Raw genomic sequence first — 22,173 nt, 5'->3', positions numbered from 1 at the left:
CCGGATCAGCAAGACTGACCCGGTTGCAGAGTCCGATCATCAAACCCAACAGACCCTAGAGTTCAGGGCTCCAGGTCACTGAGGCAAATACTCCGCGCGATGGCTCATTGTAACCAAAGGCCGTTTGATAGTCCTTGTTAAACAGGTTCCGGACATTGGCTTCCAGTTTGATGGTTTTGTCCAGCTGCCAGGCAGCACGGATACCGACGACACCGAATCCCGGCATATCAACACGGCTTGGGTAGTTAGAGTCCTCAAACTGGCTGCGAGCCAGCAGGTTGGCGCCAATAGTAAAGTCGCCAAACGGACGGCTGATATCCAAAGTCAGTTCCTGCTTGGAGCGACGGATCAGCAGCTGGTCTGGCTGGTTGTTACGAATCTCTTTCGGATCGAGCAGAGAGATTGCGGCTTTCACATCGGTACCAAAAATCTGGTAACGGCCGGTCAGCTCCACACCTCGAATTCGGGCTTCCTTGATGGCAACCACGCGTCCGGCATCACGATCCTGCTGGGAAGAGATCAGGTTATCAATGGTGTTCTGGAAAACGGCAACAGACCATTGCCCATTCTGCAGTTTGCCACGCAGTTCCACTTCCACGTTTTCAGACTCTTCCGGCTTCAGGTTGGGATCACCAAAGTTCGGATAGTAGAGCTCATTGAAGGTTGGCGCCCGGAAGGCTGTGCCATAACTGGCAATCACACGCATATCAGCTGGCAGGTTATAACCCCAGGCGATGTTTCCGGTGGCTTTGTTGCCGTAACGCTCGTTATCGTCATTACGAACAGACAATTGCAGATCACTGCTGGCGAAAGTGGTCAGGCTTTGCAGGAAAACTGCATGGTTGCTGCGTGAGGTTTCGTCGTAATCAACGGTGCTATCAACTTTGTCTTTGTAAGTATCAAAGCCAGCGGTCAGCAGAGTGTTTTCCGATACGGAAAAATTATTCTGCCAGTTCAGCAGATGACGCTTGGTCATATAGGTGTTCGGGGAGGCGGTCTTTCTGGCTTCAGAGCTGTCCTGAGTGTAGGAAAGCGTCAAACCTGTCTGCCACCAGTTATTGATCACATAAGTGACTTCGCTGGAGAGGAACTGTTCTTTGAACGTTGTACGAGGTGAGGTATCCGGATTCCAGGCATCGTCATAGGCTGAGTTGCCCTGACTCTGGTAACCACGGAGCGCAAAGGTCAGATCGTCAGTGAAGTCGTGGCTGATTGTGGTCGAAAAGGTGGAGTTGCTGTAGAAGTCATCATCGCTGTTATTACCAACGGTATTCTCGGTGCGGTCATAGCCATCGGTGATAAAACGGCTGAAGCCCAGGTGATAACGGGTGGTGTCGCTTACGCCGCTGATATTAGCGCTGGCGGAACGGGTTTTGTCGCTGCCATAACCGGCTTTAAACGACATTTGTGACTTACCAGCTGCTGCACGGGTAATAATGTTCACTACACCGCCAATCGCATCAGCACCATACAGGCTCGCTTTAGGGCCACGAACCAACTCGATGCGTTCAATCTGGTCCGGATCAAAATATTGCAGGGAGGCTTCGCCGAGGGTGGCACTGCCGATACGCTGGCCATCAATCAGAACGATGGATTCCTTGGTGGCGGTACCACGGATAAAGAGCCCGGTTGATGCACCCGGTCCGCCATTGCTGGAAACCTGAACACCCGGAAGCATCTTCAGCAGTTCAGGAACACTCTGTGCCTGGGACTGTTCGATATCTTTACGGGTAATAACAGAGACAGGAGCCAGAGTCTGGTCAACCGTCTGGGCTGTTCGGGTGGCGGTGATAACGACATCTTCAAGCTTATAAACTTTATCCGTTGCATGGATGGAAGAGGCCAGTGGCAGCAGCGCAAGCGTGAGAGGAGCGAGCACAAGAGTTGTTTTGTTGTTGAGGTTCATATGCGTCCGTATGAATTGTCGTTATTTTTGTGCGACAAACGGATGCTTCAGGCAGGTACAGTCAAACCGGCAAGACAACAATATATCTATACAGCAATGCGGTCTGGTAGCTGTGATAATTCCCGCCCAGCTATCCGTGTACAGATAAAGGCAGGTCTCCTGGCTCCAGAATCATCATTCACACCCTCCTTCCCGGTTTTCCAGTGGATTAACGCCTCCTTTCAAACCAAAACGTCAAAAGCGCGGCGCTGGTGAGAACTCCTCTGTCACAGTTGCGGGCACAGCTCAGGTATCGCACCTGATTCCCTATTAAGTCTGAAATTCCTCTGACCTCACCTCAAACCCGGTGTGGTCAAAAAAACATCAATCACCTTTATCTCGGAGGCGCATGGTACTGGTGCTGTAGGTGAAAGTACATAGATTGTTCAGCCCGGCAGGAGGCCGGACCGGGCATTGCTATAGTTCACGGTGAATCTCGCAGTTGAGTAGTCCACAGGGAGTGTGGTTCATGAAGATTCTTCCTATCGCGGGGCTAGTGGCCCTGTTCGGTTTCAGTGGTGCAGCCAGTGCCAGCAGTTTGCCACTGAATCAATCCCAGCCTTCCCGCAGCTCGATCGAGGAGCAGCGAATTGGCGCCTGGGATCTGCTGGTAAAACGTTTGCAGTCCGTCTCTGAGTCCGAACGCATTGAAGAGGTGAACAACTTCTTTAACAGTCTGACCTTTCGCAGTGATCGTGCTGCCTGGGGTAAAGAGGATTACTGGGCCTCGCCATCCGAGTTCCTGAATCGGGGAATCGGGGATTGTGAAGATTACGCCATCGCCAAATACATCACTCTGCGCCGACTGGGTGTGTCGGATGATCGTCTGCGTCTGGCTTATGTTCGTTCGCTAACTTTGCGTCAGGCCCATATGGTTCTGATCGTAGAAAAAAATAATGGCGAACAGATAGTTCTGGATAATCTAACCGACAATATGAAGGCACCGGAAACCCGTAAGGATCTGGAGCCGGTCTACTCCTTCAACGGAACGGGTTTGTGGCTGCTGGAACGTGGATATGAGGAGCGCAGAATTGGTGATGCCTCAAGGCTGACTCACTGGGTCGCTCTGCAACAGAAAACCCGCAACAATGAAATTTGGCCGTAAAGAAGCACATTAATAGAGAAAGAGCCTATAAGTTCCCCTCAGCTTTGCCCATAATAGGCTCCAAGTAGCAAATTAACAGGCAGTTAGCTGGGCATAAGGGGACGTCATGGGCCTTGCAGATTGGAGAGACGATCTAAAAGATAAGTTTTCCGGTGATTCGGATGGCACAGGTGGTGGCAAGCTAGGAAAGCTGGCCGGCATCGCAACTGTCATTCTGCTGATCGTGATTATTATTCTGGGCATGTACTGGAGTAATGAACCGGAATCTTTCAATGTTCGGGAGAATGCAACCGCAAAGGCTGCTGCTCTGAACAAGCCGGAAGTAACAGGCTTTACTTCAACGGCGACAGCAATCCGCATTGGTGAAACACTGCTCGACAAGCCAGGTGGTTATCTCCGTAACGATATTATGCCGCCGGGACTTTACCTCGATAACATGCCTAATTGGGAATTCGGTGCTCTGGTTCAGCTGCGCGATTTCACCCGTGCCATGCGCAAAGATTTCAGCCGTTCCCAATCCCAGTCCAAGGAAGATGTGGATCTGGCTATTGCCGAGCCGCAGTTTAACTTTGACTCCAAGAGCTGGGCGCTGCCTTCCAGTGAAGGTGAATACCGTCGCGGCATCGATAAGCTTGATAACTATCTTGCCCGTCTGTCTGACAGCAATGATCCTGCCCAGTTCTACACCCGTGCAGATAACCTGACCCAGTGGCTGCGTGATGTGGAAACTCGTCTTGGTTCCCTATCCCAGCGTCTGAGTGCCAGTGTCGGTAAGAATCGTCTGAACACTGATCTGGCTGGTGATGCAGAAGCCGGACAGTCCACGCCAATGTCTGATGAACTGATGGTTCAGACGCCATGGAACAAGATTGATGATGTCTTCTATGAAGCACGCGGTACCACCTGGGCACTGATTGTTCTGCTGCAGGCCATTGAGGTGGACTTCGCTGATGTACTGGAGAAGAAGAACGCTCTGGTCAGCCTGCGTCAGATCATTCGTGAGTTGCAGGAAACCCAGCAGTCTGTCTGGAGCCCGATCATCCTGAACGGTGACGGTTTTGGCATCCTGGCCAACCACTCTCTGGTTATGGCGAACTACATTTCCCGTGCCAATGCGGCCATTATTGACCTTCGGGCACTGCTGACCCAAGGTTAATCCTTTCTCGTTGCCGGGTTAAAGCCAAAGGCTTTGATCCGGCAGATCTTATCTTTCCTGTAATTACACTGCTCTTATTATGGCGAAATACTCATCCGACAATGACGGCGGCAGTCGTCTGGTATACAGCACTGAACTTGGCGGCCGCGTTAAGGAAGAAAAAGCCAAAGACGATGTTCCGGAAACCGACGGCGTTGTTCGTGTACGTCCGGAGAAGAAAGGTCGTGGCGGAAAAACCGTAACAGTGATCACCGGCCTGCCAATGTCCGGTAATGATCTGAAAGGTTTTGCCAAACAGCTGAAGAAACGCTGTGGTGGCGGTGGTGCCGTTAAGGATGGTGCAATCGAGCTGCAGGGCGACCATGTAGACACGATGGTCGCTGAGCTGATCAAGCAGGGTTACAACGCCAAACGTTCCGGCGGCTGATCAGTTTCAAACAATACTGGTTCCCACGCTGAGCGTGGGAACCAGAAAATAAAAAGGGCGATGACTGCAAGGTCATCGCCCTTTCTGTATCGGTTTACTTTAAATATTAAGCAACCTGAACCGGGATAGCGTTAGCGCTGTGGCTTACAGTGTTATCCGGATTCATGTAAATCAGCGCTGGCTTGTGCTTGGCGCACTCTTCTTCAGAGTAATGTGCGTAAGCGCAGATGATCACCTTATCACCTTCGGACACCATACGGGCCGCAGCACCGTTCATGGAGATCATGCCGGAACCTTCCTCACCACGGATGATGTAAGTGGTGAAACGGGCACCGTTGTCCTTGTTGTAGATCTGGATCTGTTCGTATTCACGCAGACCGGCCATATCCAGCAGATTGCCGTCGATGGCGCAGGAGCCTTCGTAGTTCAGAACAGCGTGAGTAACAACAGCCATATGCAGCTTGGCTTTGAGCATCACATTTTGCATGGAGATGATCCTCTAAATACTTTGTCTCTTCCGCCAGACCGATCAGAGATCGATCTGGAGGTTGTCAATCAGACGGGCTTTGCCCAGGCCTGCCGCAGCAAGGATGATCAGTTCCTTATCGCCAGGTGCTGCAGGCAGCAGGTCGGATCGACGAATAATGTTGAAGTAGTCTGGCTGGAAACCATATCCGGCCAGACTGGCAATCGCATCACGCTGAATAATGTCGTAATTGGTGTTACCGGCTACGATGGCTTCTTTAGCCTTCAGCAGCTCCTGATAGATCAGGCTGGCCTGTTCTCTCTCTTCCTGAGAGAGGTAACCATTACGAGAGCTCAGTGCCAGGCCGGTATCAGCACGGGCAATAGGAGCGCCGACGATCTCAACCGGAATGCACAGATCCTTCACCATCTTGCGGATGATGCTGAGCTGCTGGAAATCTTTCTCGCCAAATACGGCAACATCAGGCTGTACGATATTGAACAGCTTGGTCACCACTGTTGCGATACCGGTGAAGAAACCCGGACGGGTCTTGCCACAGTGCATGCCATCCAGGGAGTCGACTTTCACAGTGGTGTGATTGTCCAGACCTTCCGGATAGATAATGTTGGCAGAGGGAGCAAACACCATATCCACGTTGTGTTCGCGCAGCAGAGCTTCGTCCTGCGCCATGGTGCGCGGATAGCTGTGGTAGTCTTCGTTCGGGCCGAACTGCATCTGGTTTACGTAGATGCTGACAATCACAACATCAGCCAGCTCATGGGCTTTGGTCACCAGCGTCAGGTGGCCGTTATGCAGATTGCCCATGGTAGGGACAAAGGCAACAGTTTTGCCCTCGGCCTTCACGCTGCGAACGTAGTCACGAATCTCTTCAACGGAATAGACGGTGTTCATTTACTGAATCCATGCTCCGGTGCGGGGAAGGCACCGCTTTTAACATCGGCAACAAACTGTGCAACCGCTTCTGCCGGGGTGCCCGCTTCCGCCATAAAATCTTTGACGAAGCGAGGCTTGCGGCCGTGGGTCATGCCGAGCATATCGTAGACAACCAGAACCTGGCCGTCAGTGTCAGGACCAGCGCCAATACCGATAACCGGAACAGATACCGCACGGGTGATCTCACGGGCCAGAGGGGTTGGCACGCATTCCAGCAGGATAATGTTGGCACCGGCATTTGCCAGCATGATGGCATCTTCAATCATGCGGTTGGCGGATTCTTCATCACGACCCTGAACCTTGTAACCGCCCAGCATGCTGACGGACTGAGGCGTAAGGCCGAGGTGCAGGCAGGTTGGTACACCACGCTCAGACAGGCCTTTAACGGTATCGCACAACCAGCGACCGCCTTCCAGCTTGATGACTTCGGCACCGGCCTGCATCAAAGCTGTTGCGTTGGTATAGGTCTGCTCAATCGTGGCGCAGGCCATAAAAGGGATATCAGCCATAATCATGGCATCGGTATTACCACGGGCGACACAGCGCGTGTGGTAAACCATATCGTCCATGGTTACGGGCACAGTGGAATCACGACCCTGCACAACCATGCCAAGGGAGTCACCGACCAGAATGATATCTGTACCCTGGCTGCTTACCATATGCGCCTGAGTGGCGTCATAAGATGTCAGACAGGTGAATTTTTCACCGGTCTGCTTCATTTCGAGAAGCGTGTGGAGAGTGGTTTTAGCCATAGAACCCTGAATTTATATTCTGTGGCTGCTCTGAGGCCGAGCGGCTGTCTGGTTAGTACATCACAGCCTGCATCCCGGACAGTGAGCAGTCTTGTCCTGATAATGCAGAGACGCGCTATATTGGTGGAAATTCAATTGCTTTTCCAGTGCAGAATCTACCTGCTTACCCTTAATTGGCGGATAAACAGGTAGTAAGAGGGTAGGGGCTGTTCACAATTAAACATGCGACTCAGTGGAACTGAAAGCCGTCAAACGCTAGAAGAGCTTGTGAAAATCGTAGTTGACCTACATTAAGCAAGCTCGACGCAGCGAGTGACGGCTTTCAGCTCCACCCGGAGGGCATTCCCAAAAATCTCCATGGCTGCGTTGCAGCTTTTTGAAAGGCAACCAGCCTTCCTGCAAAGCTGCGTCTAACCATGAAAATTTTTGGGAATGCTGAGTTCGATGTTTAATTGTGAACAGCCCCTAGTCATAAGCTGGAAGATTGCGGATTAAAGTAGTGTCTGCCTTTACGGCAGCTAAGAATTTCCTCGACCAGTAACTGGTAGTCCTGCTCGTTACTCACCAGATCGATTTCGGCGGCGTTCACAATCAGCAGTGGAGATGCATCGTAATAGTGGAAGAACTGGGCGTAGGCCTCATTCAACCGATTCAGGTATCCATCACCAATTAACCGCTCGGCTTCTATGCCGCGCTCGCGGATCCGATCCTTGAGAACATCAACCGGCGCCTGCAGGTAAATCACCAGCTCTGGTTTGGGGAGATCTTTGGTCTGCATATCCCAGGCGCGACGATAGAGTTCCAGCTCCAGCGGATCGAGATACATTTCCGCGAACAAACGATCCTTGTCCATACAGAAATCAGAAACCCGTACCGGCTCGAACATATCGTTCTGGCGGATGGTCTGCAGCTGTGTCGCACGCTGAAAGAGAAAGTGCAGCTGGGTGGCCAGGGCAACCTGACGAGGGTGACGATAGAACCGTTCCAGAAAAGGGTTTTCCCGGGGCGGTTCTTCAAGCAGAACGTCGTAGTTGAACGTGGCAGCGAGTCTGCGGGCCAGTGTGGTTTTACCAACACCGACCGGGCCTTCTACGGCAATAAATTCAGGAAAATCATCAGGCAGGGCAAAAGGAGTCCACTCTTGTTCGGGTATCTCGATCGCTTCCATGCTGACTGTCCTTTGCCATAAATAATTGTTTAGGCAGGCTCACTTATTGATTCGGGAACAGCATCAGGAATCTTGATATCCGCAAAAGCAGAAAGCCCTTCGTCTCCCACTGTTTGTAAAAGCTTTTGCAGGCTTTGTCCAGTTGGCAGAGTAATCTGCGGAGCAATATCGGCCAATGGATAGAGCACAAAGTTACGCCAGTGCATCTCTTTGTGGGGGACGATCAGGCGTTCGTTCTCAATCTTTTCATCGCCATAAAGCAGCAGATCAAGATCCAGTGTACGAGCACCCCAGCGGACAATTCGTTCACGACCATGCAGGAGTTCGATGGCCTGAAAGGCATCAAGCAGTGCCAGAGGTTCCAGAGTGGTTCTGACCTGCACAACACCGTTGATGTAATCATCCTGATCACCCGGGCCAACCGGTGCGCTTCGGTAAAGGCGGGAGGCGCCAGTCAATGTGGTGTTGGGAATAGCAGCAATTTCCTCAACAGCCCTGAGCACCTGCTGTACAGGTTGCTCAAGGTTGCTGCCGAGGCTGATATAGGCCGTGACAGAGACGGATTGTGGCATCAAGAATTAATCTGGCTGGTTACGGGTTGGCTTGCGACGACGCGGCCGGCGGTTGCGACGGTTGTCTCTGTTGCCGGAACGCTTTTCGCCCCGCTCATTATCAGCCTGCTGGTGATTATCGTCAAAGCGCTCCCGGCTGCGACGACGGCTGCGGTTGTCATGGTTGTCCGGCAGCAGATGCGGGTTGGCTTCCTGATATTTGGTCCACCAACGACCGGCACCGTTCAGGTTCTCACCGGACTCTTCACGCAGCAGCAGGAAGTCATAAGCCGCACGGAAGCGAGGGTGTGCAGCCAGCTCTTCAATCCGCTTGGGTTGACGACGCTCCAGACGATGTTGAAGATCCCAGATCTCCCGCATAGGAATGGTAAAGCGCTTGGGAATAGCCGTATGGGTGCACTGATTGGCAATCACCTGCATGGCGGCCTGATTCATGGCCGGAACCGGCGGCATGCCCTGAGCAATCAGATCATCACGCATGGCCTTCATAGGGGACCAGAGCGCAGCTGCAAAGAAGAAGGCTGGTGTGACAGGCTTGTCTTTGGCGATGCGGGCATCGGTATTTTCCAGCGCCCGTTCCAGCAGCAGCAATCCTTTAGGATCGTTATGCAGAGCTGAGTCCGTGGCCGGGAACAGCTGGGCAAACAGGTCGTAGTCCTGCATTTTGTGGAATACGGCCAGACCGTAGCCGGACAGGAACATCTTCAGGCTTTCATCAAACAGACGGGCAGAAGGAATATCCTTCAGCAGGTAGCCCAGATCACGGATAGGCGTGGCTGTGCTTTCTTCAATATCGAAGTCGAGCTTGGCGGCAAAGCGCACGGCTCGCATCATCCGCACCGGATCTTCATGGTAGCGGCGAACCGGATCACCAATCAGGCGGATCAGACCGTTATCAATATCTTCCATGCCACCGCAGAAGTCATGGACGGTAAAGTCTTCCGGGTTGTAGTAGAGAGCATTGATGGTGAAGTCACGACGAACAGCATCATCTTCGATAGTGCCATAAACGTTATCGCGCAGGATGCGACCGCTGTCGGAATGGCGTGATTTATCTTTGTGCTTCTTGGCGCTGGTGTCTTCGTGGTTGGCACGGAAGGTGGCAACCTCAATGATATCGCGACCAAAGGTCACGTGAATCAGCTTGAAGCGGCGGCCAATAATACGGGAGTTACGGAACAGCCCGCGCACCGTTTCCGGAGAGGCACTGGTGGCGATATCAAAGTCTTTGGGATGAATGCCCAGCAAAATATCACGGATACTGCCGCCCACAAGCCAGGCATCATGCCCCTGACTGGTCAGTCGGTAAAGAACCTTGAGCGCATTCTCGCTGATCAACTTCCGGGATACAGGATGTTCGTCCCGGGAAATGACTCTGCGTTCAATAGAAGGTGTTGATGTTGGCTTGTTGGTAAACAGCCTGGACAGGAATCCCATGAGTCCTTTACGCCTGCCAGTCATAGTGTGCCATGATCTCTAAATACTGCCATGAACAGAATATCTGTCCCATAAGTATGAAAGCAAAAGGCACATATTATCACAGGCTCTGTGAGGAGACAGGGTAAAAGATAGATCTGTCTCGAATAGAGGGTTACGTAGAAAGGTAAAGCCACCAGATCATATCGCCGGGGCACTGCTTATCCAGCGCTTCACCAATCACCTGACTGGCCATGGTTTTCTGCATATTCATCAGCCAGTCGTTGTCATTCAGGCGGGCTTCCAGATACCAGTCCGGGTAGGCGTGCAGCTTACGGTCATAGTAGGCCAGCGGGAACTGTATCTGCCTCGGCAGATTAGGCAGGTTCTGATAGAACGCTGTGACGCACTGCTCAACCAGCTCCTCACCCAGCGCATTGCGCTTGTTGATGTAGTCGGTGGATTCGTTGCGGTATTCGTCGTTATAGGGCTGCATCATCTCGTTGTAACGGGCGGCGATGCATTCATCCATGGTCATGGTCTGGGGAGATTCGGCATAGCCCATCACTTCACAGGCCAGCTTGGCCTTACCGCGATTCTCTTCTCCCATGGTCTGATACCAGGGTGAGTTGGGACCGAGCTTGGCTTCGGCGGCTACCAGACTGACAAAATAAAGGTTCTCTGCAGGGCTGAAACAGTTGGCATCGCTGCTCTGGCGCAGGGGAACCAGCAGATCAATATCGGGGTTGCGGTTGATTTCGTGCTGGCGCTCCATACGCATCTTTTCACAAAGCGTCAGAGGCTGGCTTGCATGCTGATTTACATGGTTGTCGGCAAGAACTGCTGGTGACAGGGCAAGAATAAGGAGTGCGGAAAGGCTGTATGTAAGAGCTTTAACTCGATCCCTGAACTGATGCACGGTTCCATCCCCGGAGGTTTCTTCAACATTTCATCTTTTATTCAATGTAGAAGAGTTCGCCGGGAATGGCTTGGTTGAGACGTTTAGGCTGTGGCTTCCCGGCGTGGGATGCCAAGACGTTTTCTGCGTTCCCACAGACACTTCCGGCTGATACCGAGCTTGCGGGCCAGCTGGGTTTCGTTCATTTGATCCTGATGTTCCAGCACAAACCGCAGGAAGTAATCTTCCATGGACAGCTCTTCGGTGCTGCTGTCTTCGATCAGGTTCTGGGGGGACTGACGGGTGGAAGAGATCGCAGACTCCAGACCCAGAAGATCCGGCGTGATCATATCGTCTTCACTCAGTATAACAGCGCGCTCAATCGCATTTTCCAGTTCCCGCACATTGCCCGGCCAAGCGTGACGGCTGATGGCAACCAGCGCTTCAGGCGAAAGCAGCATATCGCTCATGCCCATCCGTTCGCTGGTCTTCTCCAGCAGAGCTTCTGCCAGCAGGGTTATATCCTGACCGCGGTCACGCAGCGGCGGAAGGTTCAGTTCAACCACATTGAGGCGGTAGTAAAGGTCTTCCCGGAAGGTACCTTCCTGAGCCATCTTCTTAAGGTTACGGTGGGTTGCTGCAATCAGACGAACATTCACCTTGCGGGATTCAACAGAACCCACCCGACGAATTTCACCTTCCTGCAGAACACGGAGCAGACGTGCCTGAGCTTCCAGTGGCAGCTCACCAATTTCATCCAGGAACAGCGTTCCGCCGTCGGCAGCTTCAACCAGACCATTGCGAGTGGTAGTGGCACCGGTGAATGCGCCCTTCTCATGTCCAAACAGTTCGGATTCAATCAGGGATTCAGGAATCGCGGCACAGTTCACTGAGATAATGGCGTTATCCTTACGCTTGCTGGCTTCATGCAACGCACGGGCAACCAGCTCTTTACCGGTTCCGGATTCACCCAGGATAAGAACAGTGGCTTCGGTAGGAGCAACGCGATTGATGCGATTGAACAGCGTCTGCATAGGCTGACACTGGCCAATAATACCGGCCGGGTTACCGTTCTTTTGCTGGGCCGTTTCGATATTGGTGACGGACGCTTTAGGAGGTTCTGGCTGTGCGGCGATCTGTTCTTTGCGGCTGATGGTTTCCGCAACCGCGCGCAGCATATCGTCATGATCAAAAGGTTTGGCGATATAATCGACAGCGCCCATCTTCATGGAATCAACAGCAGAGCGCAGGCTGGCGTAACTGGTCATGATCAGAACCGGGGTGTGGCTGGCTCGTTCAATCATTACCGTACCCGGTTCGCCCGGCAGGCGCAGGTCGGAGATGATGAGATCAAAGGATTCCAGTTCGTGCTGACAGGCGTCCGCTACAGACTCAGCTTCTGTAACGTCATAGTCGTTGCGGGACAGTAGCCTGCGCAGAGAAGAGCGGATTACCGGCTCATCTTCCACTACCAGAATCTTACCGAGACTCATTTATTTCCCCCGTTCATCTTGTGCGCCACCTTATACAAGCTCGATGGCATCTTGAGGTGTTTTCACTTCAGTATCAAGTTCTGCCAAATGACGCGGCAGGCTGACGCTGATTCTGGTACCCGTGCCTTTCTCTTTGTTCACCGGAGAGTGAACGACAATGGTACCGAAATGTTCTTCGACGATGCTGTACACCAGAGCCATGCCCAGCCCGGTTCCTTTACCGGCTTCTTTAGTGGTAAAGAAAGGCTCGAACAGACGTTTCTGGTTGTCTTCCGAAATACCACAGCCCTGGTCGGTGACGTCCAGAGTAATGGTGTGTTCGGAGGCTGATGTGTTGATGGTAATAATTGAATTATCCGGCGACGCATCCCGGGCATTGCTTAACAGGTTGATCAGGATCTGGGTGATCTTCTGACCGTCACCAATAATAAAATCATCCGGGCCGCAGTTATTGATAAAGCGAATGCCGCGGTTCTGTTTATTCAGCTCCAGCAGGCTGGACGCTTCACTGGTGCAGCGGGACAGGCTTACAGATTCTACTGACAACTCATCACTACTCTGCCCCTTATGGGCAAAGTTGATCAGAGAGTGCAGGATCTTGGCTATGCGTTTGGTCTGCTCAAGAATCTGCTCGGCAATCTCTTTGGTATCGTCGTCTTGGGCAAAGCTACGCAGCTCCTGTGCCAGACAGTCAACACCGGTCACCGGATTACCAATCTCGTGGGCGACACCTGCCGCCAGCTGACCAATAGACGCCAGACGTTCACTGTGGATCAGCTTTTGTTCGAGCAGGAAGGAGTCTGTCTGATCTTCAATCATCAGAACCGTACCTCCGGCAGAACCAAGGTGTGCTTTATGAATATTCAGCGTGCGCGGCTGACCATCAATAATGATCTGACGACGATCCCGGGGTTCACCTTTCTCGCTGACAAAGCCAACCAGCAGATCGCGCCAGGGTTCTGGAAGACTGCTCAGTCGCGAGCCAACGGTTGCGGAACTGGCAATGCCGGTAACATCAGTCATCGCGTTGTTCCACATCATGATTTCTCCATCGACGCCCAGCGAGCAGATAGCCATTGGCAGGTTCTGCAGGGTCTGGCGATGGTAGCGACGCAGGGTATCCAGTTCGGCCGCCAGACCGGTAAGTCGGTACTGATATTCCTCAACCTGACTTTCTACATAATTGATGTCAGCCACACCGGCATTGTCATGGCCATAGGGCAGGTAGCGGTTGATGATATCCCGGGAAACACTCGGTCCCATCAGGCCTGAAAGGTTGGCTTCAATGCGATCCCGGAGACGACGCAAGGCGTAAGGTCGTTTCTCATCCAGCGGCATATTGAGATCTTTCAGAGCCTGAAAAACCTCCCGCTGTGCGGTGTAGGCACCAAGAGGGCGGGACAAGCGCTCCTGAAACTCCCGTGGAGATGAAGCCAGCAGGGAGCGACGGGAAGGCCGGCCAAGCATCTGTATCGAACAGGAGTTGGCGGCATTCTTCTCTTCCGGTGAGCTTTCCGAAAGCAGACTGACGACCACCAGAACCAGAATGTTGACCGATAGTGAGATCAGGGCTGAGCCGTGCCAGTTGGTTTCCTGCAGCTCAAAGGTCCAGCCAAAGATAGTGAAGACATCATCTACCAGAACCAGCGGAATCAGCATGGTGATAAACCAGACCAGAGAGCCGGCGATCAGACCAGATAAAAAGCCGCGACGGTTGGCGTGCGTCCAGTAAATGGTTGAAAGCACTCCGGGCAAGAATTGCAGGCAGGCAACAAACGACACTACAGCTATAGTTGCCAGATCGAGTTCGGCTTCCAGCATACGGTAGAAGCCATAAGCTGCAAGGATCATGGTGGCGATCAGTGCGCGTTTGGTCCAGCTCAGCCAGCGGTAAATATTAATACTGGAAGGTGGCTGATAAACAGGAAGGATCAGGTGGTTCACTACCATGGCGGACAGTGCAAGGGTGGTGACGATAATCACGCCGCTCGATGCGGACATGGCACCGATATAAACCAGTAAAGTCAGCAACGGGCTTTGCAGCTCAAGACCAATGCCCAGTGCGTAGTATTCCGGTGTTGTCGCCGCCGGGAGCATCAGGCCGCCCCAAAGAATCAGCGGCACCGGCAGACTCATCAGCAACAGATAAAGAGGAAGACCCCAGCTGGCACTGTTCAGGCTGCGGGTGTTCTGGTTCTCGGTAAAAGTCATGTGGAACATGTCCGGCATCACAATCGCTGCTGCAAAGAAGATCAGCAGCATGGTGCGCCACGGACCGTCATCCAGAGACATTCGCAGGGAGCTGAGAGCTTCCCGGTTTTGCAGCAGCCACTCCTGCAGTTCCTGCGGGCCGCCAAAAATCTGGAACAGAATCACGCCACCCAGCACCAGAAGGGCGACAACCTTCACCACCGATTCAATCGCAATAGCAAAGACGAGACCATGGTGTTTTTCCCGGCTGGATATACGACGGGTACCAAAGGCCATGGTGAAGAGGGTAATAATGATGCAGAAGCCAAAGGCCAACTGTTCGGGAGAACCTTCACGGGCAAGGATATGAATGGAGTCGGCAACGGCCTGTATCTGCATCGCAACCAGCGGCAGCATGGCCAGCAACATCATAAAGGTTGTTAATGCACCGGCGGCTGAACTGCGGAAACGAAACGCAAACAAGTCAGCCAGTGAACCCAGCTGATAATCCCGGGTTATGCGGAGTATGGGGCTGAGGAGAACCGGAGCGAGAAGAAAGGCTCCGCAGATTCCTAAATAGTACGCGAGAAAGACAAAGCCATACTGGTGCGCCATGCCCACCGCGCCATAAAACGCCCAGGCACTGGCATACACACCGAGAGCCAAGGTGTAGACAAGCGGGTGTGAAGTAATCTTACGGGGAATCCAGCCCTGATCTGTTAGCCAGGCTGCACCAAACAACAGGGATAGATAAGCAATGCCATAGGTGGCCAGTTCGCTTAACTCAAGCGTCATACGGCTTGTCTCCCTGACCATCACCCTGTTCGGAAGATGACTCTCCCGGTTGCAGCAGATAACCGGCAATAATTAACAACAGCCAGAGTAACCAGGGGCGGTACCAGCCTTCAGGCGATTCGATCCACCACTCGAGAATAGCGGGAGAAAAAAGATAAATACCGATAACCAGTAGAAGTACCAGTCGGTGAAGGTACATTCACAGTCTCCACGACATGCAAGGCGGTAATAACAGGCTCTCGGCATATTACTCTTATGTAGGTGTTTGGCGCAATTTATTGCTGAGCTGTTGGATTATTAGCTGGAGATGAGGAGTTCTTTGATGTCTTGAGCGCGCTCAGTCGGCAGATTGCTCCATTGTCTGGCTTCCCCTTTCACAGCTTTATTACTGAAGGCATTAACCTTCAGAGTGAAGTCGGAACGCAGTTCCTTAATAAAGGACTGAATAGCAGACAGCTCCTCCGGGGTATCGGTAATCTCCGGGATGGCAAGAAAACGAAGTTCCGTCAGCTTGTTGTGCTGGTCGAGGAAGCGGATGGTATCCAGAACCCTTTGGTTTCCTTTACCTGTCAGCCACTGATGTAATTCATTGTTCATGGCTTTCAGATCAATCATGGCTCCGTCGAACTCATCCAGCATGGCACGCCAACTATTGGTTGAGAGATAGCCATTGCTATCAATCAGACAAGTCAGATGACTGAGTTGAGGGTGTGCCTTAATAGCAGCAAACAGCTGACGTACAAATTTCAGCTGCATGGTGGATTCACCGCCGCTGACAGTCACGCCGGTTAGAAAAGGGGCTGCAGTAGTCATTTGCTGAAGCAAATCATCAATGCTCATGTCCTGTGCCATTGGGCTGGCGCTGGAAGGACAGTGATCAATACATCGATCACAGCTTTGGCACACAGATTCGTCCCACAATATTGTGTTGCTGGTCGCAGAGAGGGTGAGTGCGCCTGATGGACAGTCGGGGACACAGTCACCACAGGCATCACAGCGGCCAATGGTTTGGGGGTTATGGCAGTTTTTGCAGTCGAAGTTGCAGCCCTGCAGAAAGATGACGAACCGGTTGCCCGGCCCGTCAACGCAGGAGAAAGGAATAATGCGACTTACCAGTCCTTTCACGACAGGTCGGAACCCCAGACGATATTCTCGTTACTGATGGTGCGGGCATTGCGGTTCAGGATGCCGCAGTTCTCTGCCGCACCGGCACCGAGAACACTGGTGTCCAGACGTGAACCTTCTTCCTTATGCTTCTGGATGTCGGAACGACGAACCATATAGCCGGTCACACGGATCAGTTCGTTGTTGGCCATATCGCAGGTGAAAATGCGCAGACCTTGCTGCAGGCTGCCCTTGCAGATAGCCATCAGCGCCTGAGGGTTATTTTTGACGGTCTCATCCACCGGGAAGATATCACTGATGCCCGCCACATAAAGCTTGTGATGCGGGAGAACAGCCAGAATGTGCTCAAGGTTTGATGGCTCATGGCCGTAAGGGATGCGACAGCCAGGAGAGGTCTCAACATCCATATTGATACCGCTCTGAGCGTGCAGCATGGCACGGTTATGCCAGCAATGTTCCAGTGGTGTTGATTCGACAATCTCTGCCAACTTTTCACTGATGCGCAGGGAGAGAGCCTGGGCTTCCTTGCTATGACCGTAGCCTTCAGCTGTGTCCAGATTCAGCAGGTGGTTAACAGCCTCAGCCATACCGAACATACCGAACATGGCCGTGAAACGCTTAGGATCAATCAGGCCTTCATGCACCAGGAAGCTGGACTGGTAGAAGTTGGATTCGTTTACCAGATAATTAATGCGCGCCTGCAGAATCTGATACGTCCACTCGCACACTTCCGGCAGAGTCTTGTTCAGGAAGCCTTCAACGGTTCCGTCACTGGCTTCGGCCGCCTTCTTAAGATCCACACGCACCAGGGAGTGCGCGCCACCCGCCATAGGCAGGGTGTTGTAGCAGCTGACGACACCGTAATCACGGAAGTCACCCAGTGCCTTGTAATCCGCAACGTTCATGGCGTCATTGGCGATGTGCGGCTTATTGCAGATAGTGATGTTTTCGATGGCCTGCAGCAGCAGGGAATCGGGAGTGATGGCCGGGTCGTAACGCAGGGTCAGGTTGGGAGCGACCTGCTTGAGTTCGCGATCGACAGCCAGCACAGCACGGGCAACACGGGAATCTTCCGGGCCGATGTTGGTGTGCAGGAAAGCATCCGGCAGAGTGCGGTCGATCATCTGCCACATCAGGCGAATCTTTTTATGGAGCTGTTCATCGCTGATGCTTTCGTCAGCAAAGGGTTCCAGCAGCTGATCAATACGACCGATAAAGACCGGCATACCGGTTACGGACGGTACGTGGTTGAAAAGAATCAGCAGGAAGTTGATGGCTTCATCAAGGTCTTGAGGTGCTGGCAGCTCCAGGTACTCGGAACCATTCTTCAGGGCTGTCTGGTAATCAGGAAGAACATAGCGAGGTTTGAACGGCGCATGACCTTCAAACATATCGCAGATCAGACGGGACTCAAGAGCGGCTTTGACCTGAGCTGGCAGTTCTGGATATTCCAGCATGCTGTCGGCCTGCAGAGACAGGTAGCGTGCCTTCTGGATAAAACTGAGCTTAGGGTCGTTAACAATGTTGCGCAGTGGCGACTGGATATCGCCGGCTTGCTGATGACTCACGCATTCACTCCGAAATCTGAAACACCAGACCACAGGCCAACCATGTTATTGGCTCTGTAGAAGACAGGATTATTTTATGGGGCGAAGGTGGGGCGGAGTATGCGTAGAAGTCATCGCTTCTGTAGCAGGGAAGATTCTGGTATGGCTGTGATGTTCTGGAGTGGAGGCAGTGACCAGTGCTGTTCAGCCCAGCTCAGCATATCGTTCAGGCTGGATGAGCGAACGTGATCATCAACGGGAAGGCCCAAGGCACTCATGGCTAATAGCAGAGTGGGCTCCGGGTTATCCAGAGGGAGGGCTTCCGCCTTGTTTTGCTTACTAAGCTTGTCACCCAACTCATTCGTGATGACTGGCAAATGGGCATAGCGTGGAGTGTGATAGCCCAGCGCCTGCTGCAGAGTGATCTGACGCGGAGTGGAATCCATGATGTCGATACCGCGGACAATATCGGTAATACCCTGGAACTCATCATCCACGGTCACGGCCAGCTGATAGGCAAACAGGCCATCCTTGCGGAATACGACAAAGTCACCCAGTTCTTTCATATCGAAAGACTGATGACCCTGAATGCGGTCATCAAACACAATTTTATGATCCCGCGCATTAAAGCGAATCGCATGCTCTTTCGAGGTATCGGTGTTGCTCCGGCAAAAACCGGGATAGCTCGGCAGATACGCGGCCAGCTCTTTACGGGTACAGGTACACGGATAAGCCTGCCCGTTTTTCAACAGATCAGAAAGAACATCCTGATAGGCTTCGAGGCGATCATGCTGATAAAGGATATCGCCATCCCAGTGGAGACCATAGGCATCAAGCGCCTTCAGAATAAGATCTGATGCACCAGGTTGTTCGCGGGGAGGGTCGAGATCTTCAATGCGTACCAGCCATCTCCCTGATGCGACTCTGGCGTCCAGATAACTGGCCAGAGCGGCAATCAGGGAACCGAAGTGCAGAGGACCGGTCGGAGATGGGGCAAATCGACCTGTATAAGGTGAGCAGACTTGCAAGGCCGTACAAATTACCCAATGTGTTGGAATTGTGACCAGGTCGGATTAGTGACCCAGCTGCTTTTCCTTGATCTCTGCAAGAGTCTTGCAGTCGATGCACAGTGTTGCGGTTGGACGGGCTTCCAGACGACGGATGCCAATTTCAACGCCACAGCTGTCACAGTAACCGTAGTCACCTTCGTCGAGGCGGTTCAGGGTCTGTTCAATCTTCTTGATCAGTTTGCGCTCGCGGTCGCGGGTGCGCAGTTCCAGGCTGAATTCTTCTTCCTGGCTTGCACGGTCGGCAGGATCCGGGAAGTTAGCCGCTTCGTCTTTCATATGACCAACGGTGCGATCAACTTCTTCCATCAGCTCTTTTTTCCAGTTCAGAAGAATCTGGATAAAGTGCTCGATCTGACGATCGTTCATGTACTCCTCGCCCTTCTTCTCCTTGTAGGGTTGGAAGGATTTCAGGAGGTTGCCACTCTCTGGCGTGTTTTGTGCTGACATGCTCACAGCCCCGTATTATCCAAGTCATCGTCCTGCGGGATACTCATGCTCAGACTCAGCCGAGCCCCGGGATTGGCCGTGGAACGTATAAAATCCGTACGTTCCGAATTACAACTTGCCAAGGAGCGGAGAAGCTACCAGAACCCGATCAAGGATGCTACCTGAAATTTTACGGGTGCTGAAACCGCTACATCTATATGAATCTAGCTAGGGTGACAAAAGTGTCTTTATCCTTATTAGTGTAAATTAGAATATAAAAAGTTTTTTAGATAACTATTTATAATGCTTTTATTCTGTCAGGGGCACGAATATGCGTTTTGATCCTCCCCTGGAGTCGGCCATTCTGCTTAAGCGCTACAAGCGTTTTCTGGCTGATATCCGCCTTCCCGATGGTACTGAAACCACCATCCACTGTCCGAACACCGGCTCTATGAAGAACTGTCAGCCAGAGCTGGCAAGGGTCTGGTTCTCTGATTCCAAAAATCCGAAACGAAAGTTGCCCTGCACCTGGGAGCTGGTGGAGATCCCGGTTCGCTATGGTGAAAAAACTGCAAAGACCTTGGCCTGCGTCAATACCGGCAGGGCGAATGCGGTCGTGCAGGAAGCGATTGAGAATAAGGTCATCCCTGAACTGTCGGAATACGACACTGTTCGCCGAGAGGTAAAGTATGGCGAAGAGAACAGTCGTATCGACCTGCTGCTGACCAGAGACGGATTACCAGATTGCTACATCGAAGTGAAAAGTGTCACATTAGCCACGGATAATGGCTTCGGTGAGTTTCCCGATGCTGTCACCACCCGCGGCCAGAAGCATTTGCGGGAATTGGAGCAGATGGTGGCTCAGGGGCATAGAGCGGTTTTATTGTTCTGTGTACAGCATACTGGTATTGAAGTTGTAAGCCCGGCAGATGATATCGATCCCGCTTACGGAAAAGCTCTGCGCCATGCCATTAATAATGGTGTAGAGGTCATGGTGTGGGGATGCACGATCACGCCGGAAGACATTACCCTCAATCGACAGTTGCAATTAAGACTGCCTTAAGAAAAATATCTGAATATATAAGATGTGTGTAAAGAAGAAGTCTGTTTATGAAAAGCAGTGTATTTGAAGTTTTCTGGCGCTTTCTGGTGCTGGGTTTGTATGCCTTCGGTGGGCCAACGGCTCATATTGGTTATTTCCGTAAGGAGTTTGTTGAGAAGAGAGCCTGGCTGAGTGACCAGGATTATGCCGATACCGTGGCGCTATGTCAGATGCTGCCCGGGCCGGCGAGCAGTCAGACCGGTATGAGTATTGGTTATGGGCGGGCAGGATTCCTGGGCGCTATCGCAGCCTTTATTGGTTTTACCCTGCCATCGGCTGTGATCATGGTTCTGCTGGCGCTGGGTTATGAGCAGGTATCTGGTATGCCGGCAGCCATGGGAGTGCTGCAGGGCGTGAAACTGTTTGCCGTTGCTGTAGTCGCCGATGCCCTCATTAATATGGGTAAATCCCTGTGTCCGGATCGACCTCGGGTCACGCTGGCGATAGTCGCTGCCGGATTTATGCTGCTACTGCCGCATGTTTTCACGCAGGTTGGTATCGTGCTGGGTGCTGCGGTGATTGGCTATCTGGTTTATCGGAATCAGCCAGTTCAGGCTCCGACATCCACACAGCATATTGGTGGCAAAACTACAGCATTGGTTTGTGGCGTGCTGTTTTTAGCAGGGTTGTTTGCCTTGCCGTTGTTTGTGACTGACGGCAACAGCGTGTTGGGCATATTTGATAGCTTCTACCGGGCTGGTGCTCTGGTCTTTGGTGGAGGTCACGTTGTGTTGCCAATGCTACAGGCGGAAGTGGTTCATGCGGGAGGTGTGAGTCCGGAAGCCTTTATTGTCGGCTACAGTGCCGCGCAGGCTGTTCCTGGCCCCATGTTCACACTGGCTCCATTCCTGGGAGGCACCTACGGTGGCGGTTTTAACCTGAGCTATGCACTGGCTGCACTGTTTGGGATTTTTGCGCCTTCCTTCCTTTTATTAGCAGCAGCCTGGCCGTTCTGGAGTCGGTTGAAGACCATGCCCAAACTGCGTGCTGCTATTAATGGCATTAACGCAGCGGTTGTTGGTCTTCTACTTGCCGCGTTTTATAACCCGGTTGTGACCTTTGCCATCAAGGATGCACAGGATGTCGCTCTGGCCCTGTTGGCTTATCTGCTAATGGTGACCTGGAAGCTGCCTATTGCCTTGATGGTGCCGCTGTTCGCCGGTATTGGCTTCCTGCTTTATTAAGGGCCGTTAACGTTTAGTCCGCCAGATAAAGATCGCCATTTTCCACAACATGGGGAATGGCGGTCAGAGAATCTCCTTCACAGGGCCCAAACAGGCAAACCCCGTCTTCTATCCGGAACAGTGCACCGTGCATGCAGCACTGAATCAGCCGGTCTTCCTGATCAAGAAACTTATCTTCCTGCCATTCCAGGTTAACGCTGAGGTGTGGGCAGACATTGGCGTAAACATAAACCTGTCCATCAAAGCGTACGGCAAAGACAGGCCCCTTGGGTGTGCTGTTAAAACCTTTGCTGCCTGGTTCGGTAATATCGCTGACCGCACAAAGCTTATGCATGGGAGTCCCTCTGCCACTGTTCTTTTGATGTGGCGAGTATAACGAGAA

Annotated in this window: 21 protein-coding genes and 1 riboswitch; of the genes, 5 read left to right on the top strand and 16 right to left on the bottom strand. The window is 52.4% G+C overall.

The window, feature by feature from the left end; genetic code table 11:
• Positions 1 to 55: 55 nt before the first annotated feature.
• Positions 56 to 1,906 carry a TonB-dependent receptor domain-containing protein gene (locus EHSB41UT_RS09380; protein WP_087109116.1) on the bottom strand — a complete coding sequence of 617 codons (1,851 nt, stop codon included), beginning with the start codon at positions 1,904 to 1,906 and terminating at the stop codon, positions 56 to 58.
• 132 nt (positions 1,907 to 2,038) lie between these two features.
• A riboswitch (cobalamin riboswitch) is annotated at positions 2,039 to 2,261 on the bottom strand.
• A gap of 153 nt (positions 2,262 to 2,414) precedes the next feature.
• Here EHSB41UT_RS09380 and EHSB41UT_RS09375 point away from each other — a divergent pair.
• The 3 genes from EHSB41UT_RS09375 (at position 2,415) to yciH (ending at position 4,633) form a co-directional block, all read left to right on the top strand.
• Positions 2,415 to 3,050 carry a transglutaminase-like cysteine peptidase gene (locus EHSB41UT_RS09375; RefSeq protein ID WP_087109114.1) on the top strand — a complete coding sequence of 212 codons (636 nt, stop codon included), beginning with the start codon at positions 2,415 to 2,417 and terminating at the stop codon, positions 3,048 to 3,050.
• A 106-nt stretch (positions 3,051 to 3,156) separates the two neighbouring features.
• A complete protein-coding gene (locus EHSB41UT_RS09370) occupies positions 3,157 to 4,206 on the top strand; it encodes a DUF2333 family protein (RefSeq protein ID WP_087109112.1) in 1,050 nt (349 codons plus the stop codon).
• Between the two features lie 79 nt (positions 4,207 to 4,285).
• Positions 4,286 to 4,633 carry a stress response translation initiation inhibitor YciH gene (gene yciH / locus EHSB41UT_RS09365; protein WP_087109110.1) on the top strand — a complete coding sequence of 116 codons (348 nt, stop codon included), beginning with the start codon at positions 4,286 to 4,288 and terminating at the stop codon, positions 4,631 to 4,633.
• Positions 4,634 to 4,739: 106 nt separating this feature from the next.
• Here the strand turns inward: yciH and panD are convergent, their stop codons facing one another.
• The 14 genes from panD to dksA all read right to left on the bottom strand — a co-directional run bounded on the left by panD (position 4,740) and on the right by dksA (position 19,526).
• Positions 4,740 to 5,120 (bottom strand): aspartate 1-decarboxylase, encoded by a 381-nt coding sequence (gene panD / locus EHSB41UT_RS09360; RefSeq protein WP_087109108.1) that lies wholly within the window; start codon positions 5,118 to 5,120, stop codon positions 4,740 to 4,742.
• Positions 5,121 to 5,162: 42 nt separating this feature from the next.
• Complete coding sequence (gene panC / locus EHSB41UT_RS09355) at positions 5,163 to 6,011, bottom strand: pantoate--beta-alanine ligase (RefSeq protein WP_087109106.1); 849 nt, start codon at positions 6,009 to 6,011, stop codon at positions 5,163 to 5,165.
• Positions 6,008 to 6,805 carry a 3-methyl-2-oxobutanoate hydroxymethyltransferase gene (panB, locus tag EHSB41UT_RS09350; protein WP_087109104.1) on the bottom strand — a complete coding sequence of 266 codons (798 nt, stop codon included), beginning with the start codon at positions 6,803 to 6,805 and terminating at the stop codon, positions 6,008 to 6,010. Before panB ends, panC begins: the two co-directional genes overlap by 4 nt.
• 469 nt (positions 6,806 to 7,274) lie before the next feature.
• A complete protein-coding gene (locus EHSB41UT_RS09345; RefSeq protein WP_087109102.1) occupies positions 7,275 to 7,973 on the bottom strand; it encodes a deoxynucleoside kinase in 699 nt (232 codons plus the stop codon).
• 29 nt (positions 7,974 to 8,002) lie between these two features.
• Positions 8,003 to 8,545 (bottom strand): 2-amino-4-hydroxy-6-hydroxymethyldihydropteridine diphosphokinase, encoded by a 543-nt coding sequence (folK, locus tag EHSB41UT_RS09340; RefSeq protein WP_087109100.1) that lies wholly within the window; start codon positions 8,543 to 8,545, stop codon positions 8,003 to 8,005.
• A gap of 6 nt (positions 8,546 to 8,551) precedes the next feature.
• The gene (gene pcnB, locus EHSB41UT_RS09335; RefSeq protein ID WP_087109098.1) at positions 8,552 to 9,982 is read right to left on the bottom strand and encodes a polynucleotide adenylyltransferase PcnB; all 1,431 of its coding nucleotides are present in this window, start codon (positions 9,980 to 9,982) and stop codon (positions 8,552 to 8,554) included.
• Positions 9,983 to 10,136: 154 nt separating this feature from the next.
• A complete protein-coding gene (locus tag EHSB41UT_RS09330; RefSeq protein WP_087109096.1) occupies positions 10,137 to 10,880 on the bottom strand; it encodes a hypothetical protein in 744 nt (247 codons plus the stop codon).
• A gap of 83 nt (positions 10,881 to 10,963) precedes the next feature.
• Positions 10,964 to 12,352, bottom strand: coding sequence for a sigma-54-dependent transcriptional regulator (locus EHSB41UT_RS09325; protein ID WP_087109094.1), 1,389 nt, complete (start codon positions 12,350 to 12,352; stop codon positions 10,964 to 10,966).
• 30 nt (positions 12,353 to 12,382) lie between these two features.
• On the bottom strand, positions 12,383 to 15,337 hold the full coding sequence (locus EHSB41UT_RS09320) for an ATP-binding protein (protein ID WP_087109092.1): 2,955 nt from the start codon (positions 15,335 to 15,337) through the stop codon (positions 12,383 to 12,385).
• Positions 15,327 to 15,536: a hypothetical protein gene (locus tag EHSB41UT_RS09315; RefSeq protein ID WP_087109090.1), complete on the bottom strand. Its 210-nt coding sequence runs from the start codon at positions 15,534 to 15,536 to the stop codon at positions 15,327 to 15,329. The genes EHSB41UT_RS09320 and EHSB41UT_RS09315 overlap by 11 nt, the downstream gene beginning before the upstream one ends.
• A gap of 98 nt (positions 15,537 to 15,634) precedes the next feature.
• Positions 15,635 to 16,462, bottom strand: coding sequence for a YjjW family glycine radical enzyme activase (locus tag EHSB41UT_RS09310; RefSeq protein WP_087109088.1), 828 nt, complete (start codon positions 16,460 to 16,462; stop codon positions 15,635 to 15,637).
• A complete protein-coding gene (locus EHSB41UT_RS09305; protein WP_207626608.1) occupies positions 16,459 to 18,030 on the bottom strand; it encodes a YjjI family glycine radical enzyme in 1,572 nt (523 codons plus the stop codon). The genes EHSB41UT_RS09310 and EHSB41UT_RS09305 overlap by 4 nt, the downstream gene beginning before the upstream one ends.
• Positions 18,031 to 18,140: 110 nt before the next feature.
• Positions 18,141 to 19,037: a tRNA glutamyl-Q(34) synthetase GluQRS gene (gene gluQRS / locus EHSB41UT_RS09300; RefSeq protein WP_087109086.1), complete on the bottom strand. Its 897-nt coding sequence runs from the start codon at positions 19,035 to 19,037 to the stop codon at positions 18,141 to 18,143.
• Positions 19,038 to 19,082: 45 nt separating this feature from the next.
• Positions 19,083 to 19,526, bottom strand: a complete 444-nt coding sequence (gene dksA / locus EHSB41UT_RS09295; protein WP_087109084.1) for an RNA polymerase-binding protein DksA — start codon at positions 19,524 to 19,526, stop codon at positions 19,083 to 19,085.
• 310 nt (positions 19,527 to 19,836) lie between these two features.
• On the opposite strand from dksA, the gene sfsA reads away from it, so the two are divergent.
• A complete protein-coding gene (gene sfsA / locus EHSB41UT_RS09290) occupies positions 19,837 to 20,568 on the top strand; it encodes a DNA/RNA nuclease SfsA (RefSeq protein ID WP_087109082.1) in 732 nt (243 codons plus the stop codon).
• Between the two features lie 47 nt (positions 20,569 to 20,615).
• Positions 20,616 to 21,791 carry a chromate efflux transporter gene (gene chrA, locus EHSB41UT_RS09285; RefSeq protein ID WP_087109080.1) on the top strand — a complete coding sequence of 392 codons (1,176 nt, stop codon included), beginning with the start codon at positions 20,616 to 20,618 and terminating at the stop codon, positions 21,789 to 21,791.
• A 13-nt stretch (positions 21,792 to 21,804) separates the two neighbouring features.
• On the opposite strand, the gene EHSB41UT_RS09280 is transcribed toward chrA, so the two are convergent.
• Positions 21,805 to 22,125: a Rieske (2Fe-2S) protein gene (locus tag EHSB41UT_RS09280; protein ID WP_087109078.1), complete on the bottom strand. Its 321-nt coding sequence runs from the start codon at positions 22,123 to 22,125 to the stop codon at positions 21,805 to 21,807.
• Positions 22,126 to 22,173: the final 48 nt, after the last annotated feature.

This window comes from Parendozoicomonas haliclonae (genome assembly GCF_900174585.1).
GTDB lineage: Bacteria > Pseudomonadota > Gammaproteobacteria > Pseudomonadales > Endozoicomonadaceae > Sansalvadorimonas > Sansalvadorimonas haliclonae.
The sequence above is the reverse complement of the archived record's forward strand: the minus strand, read 5'-3'. Positions and strand labels throughout refer to the sequence as shown.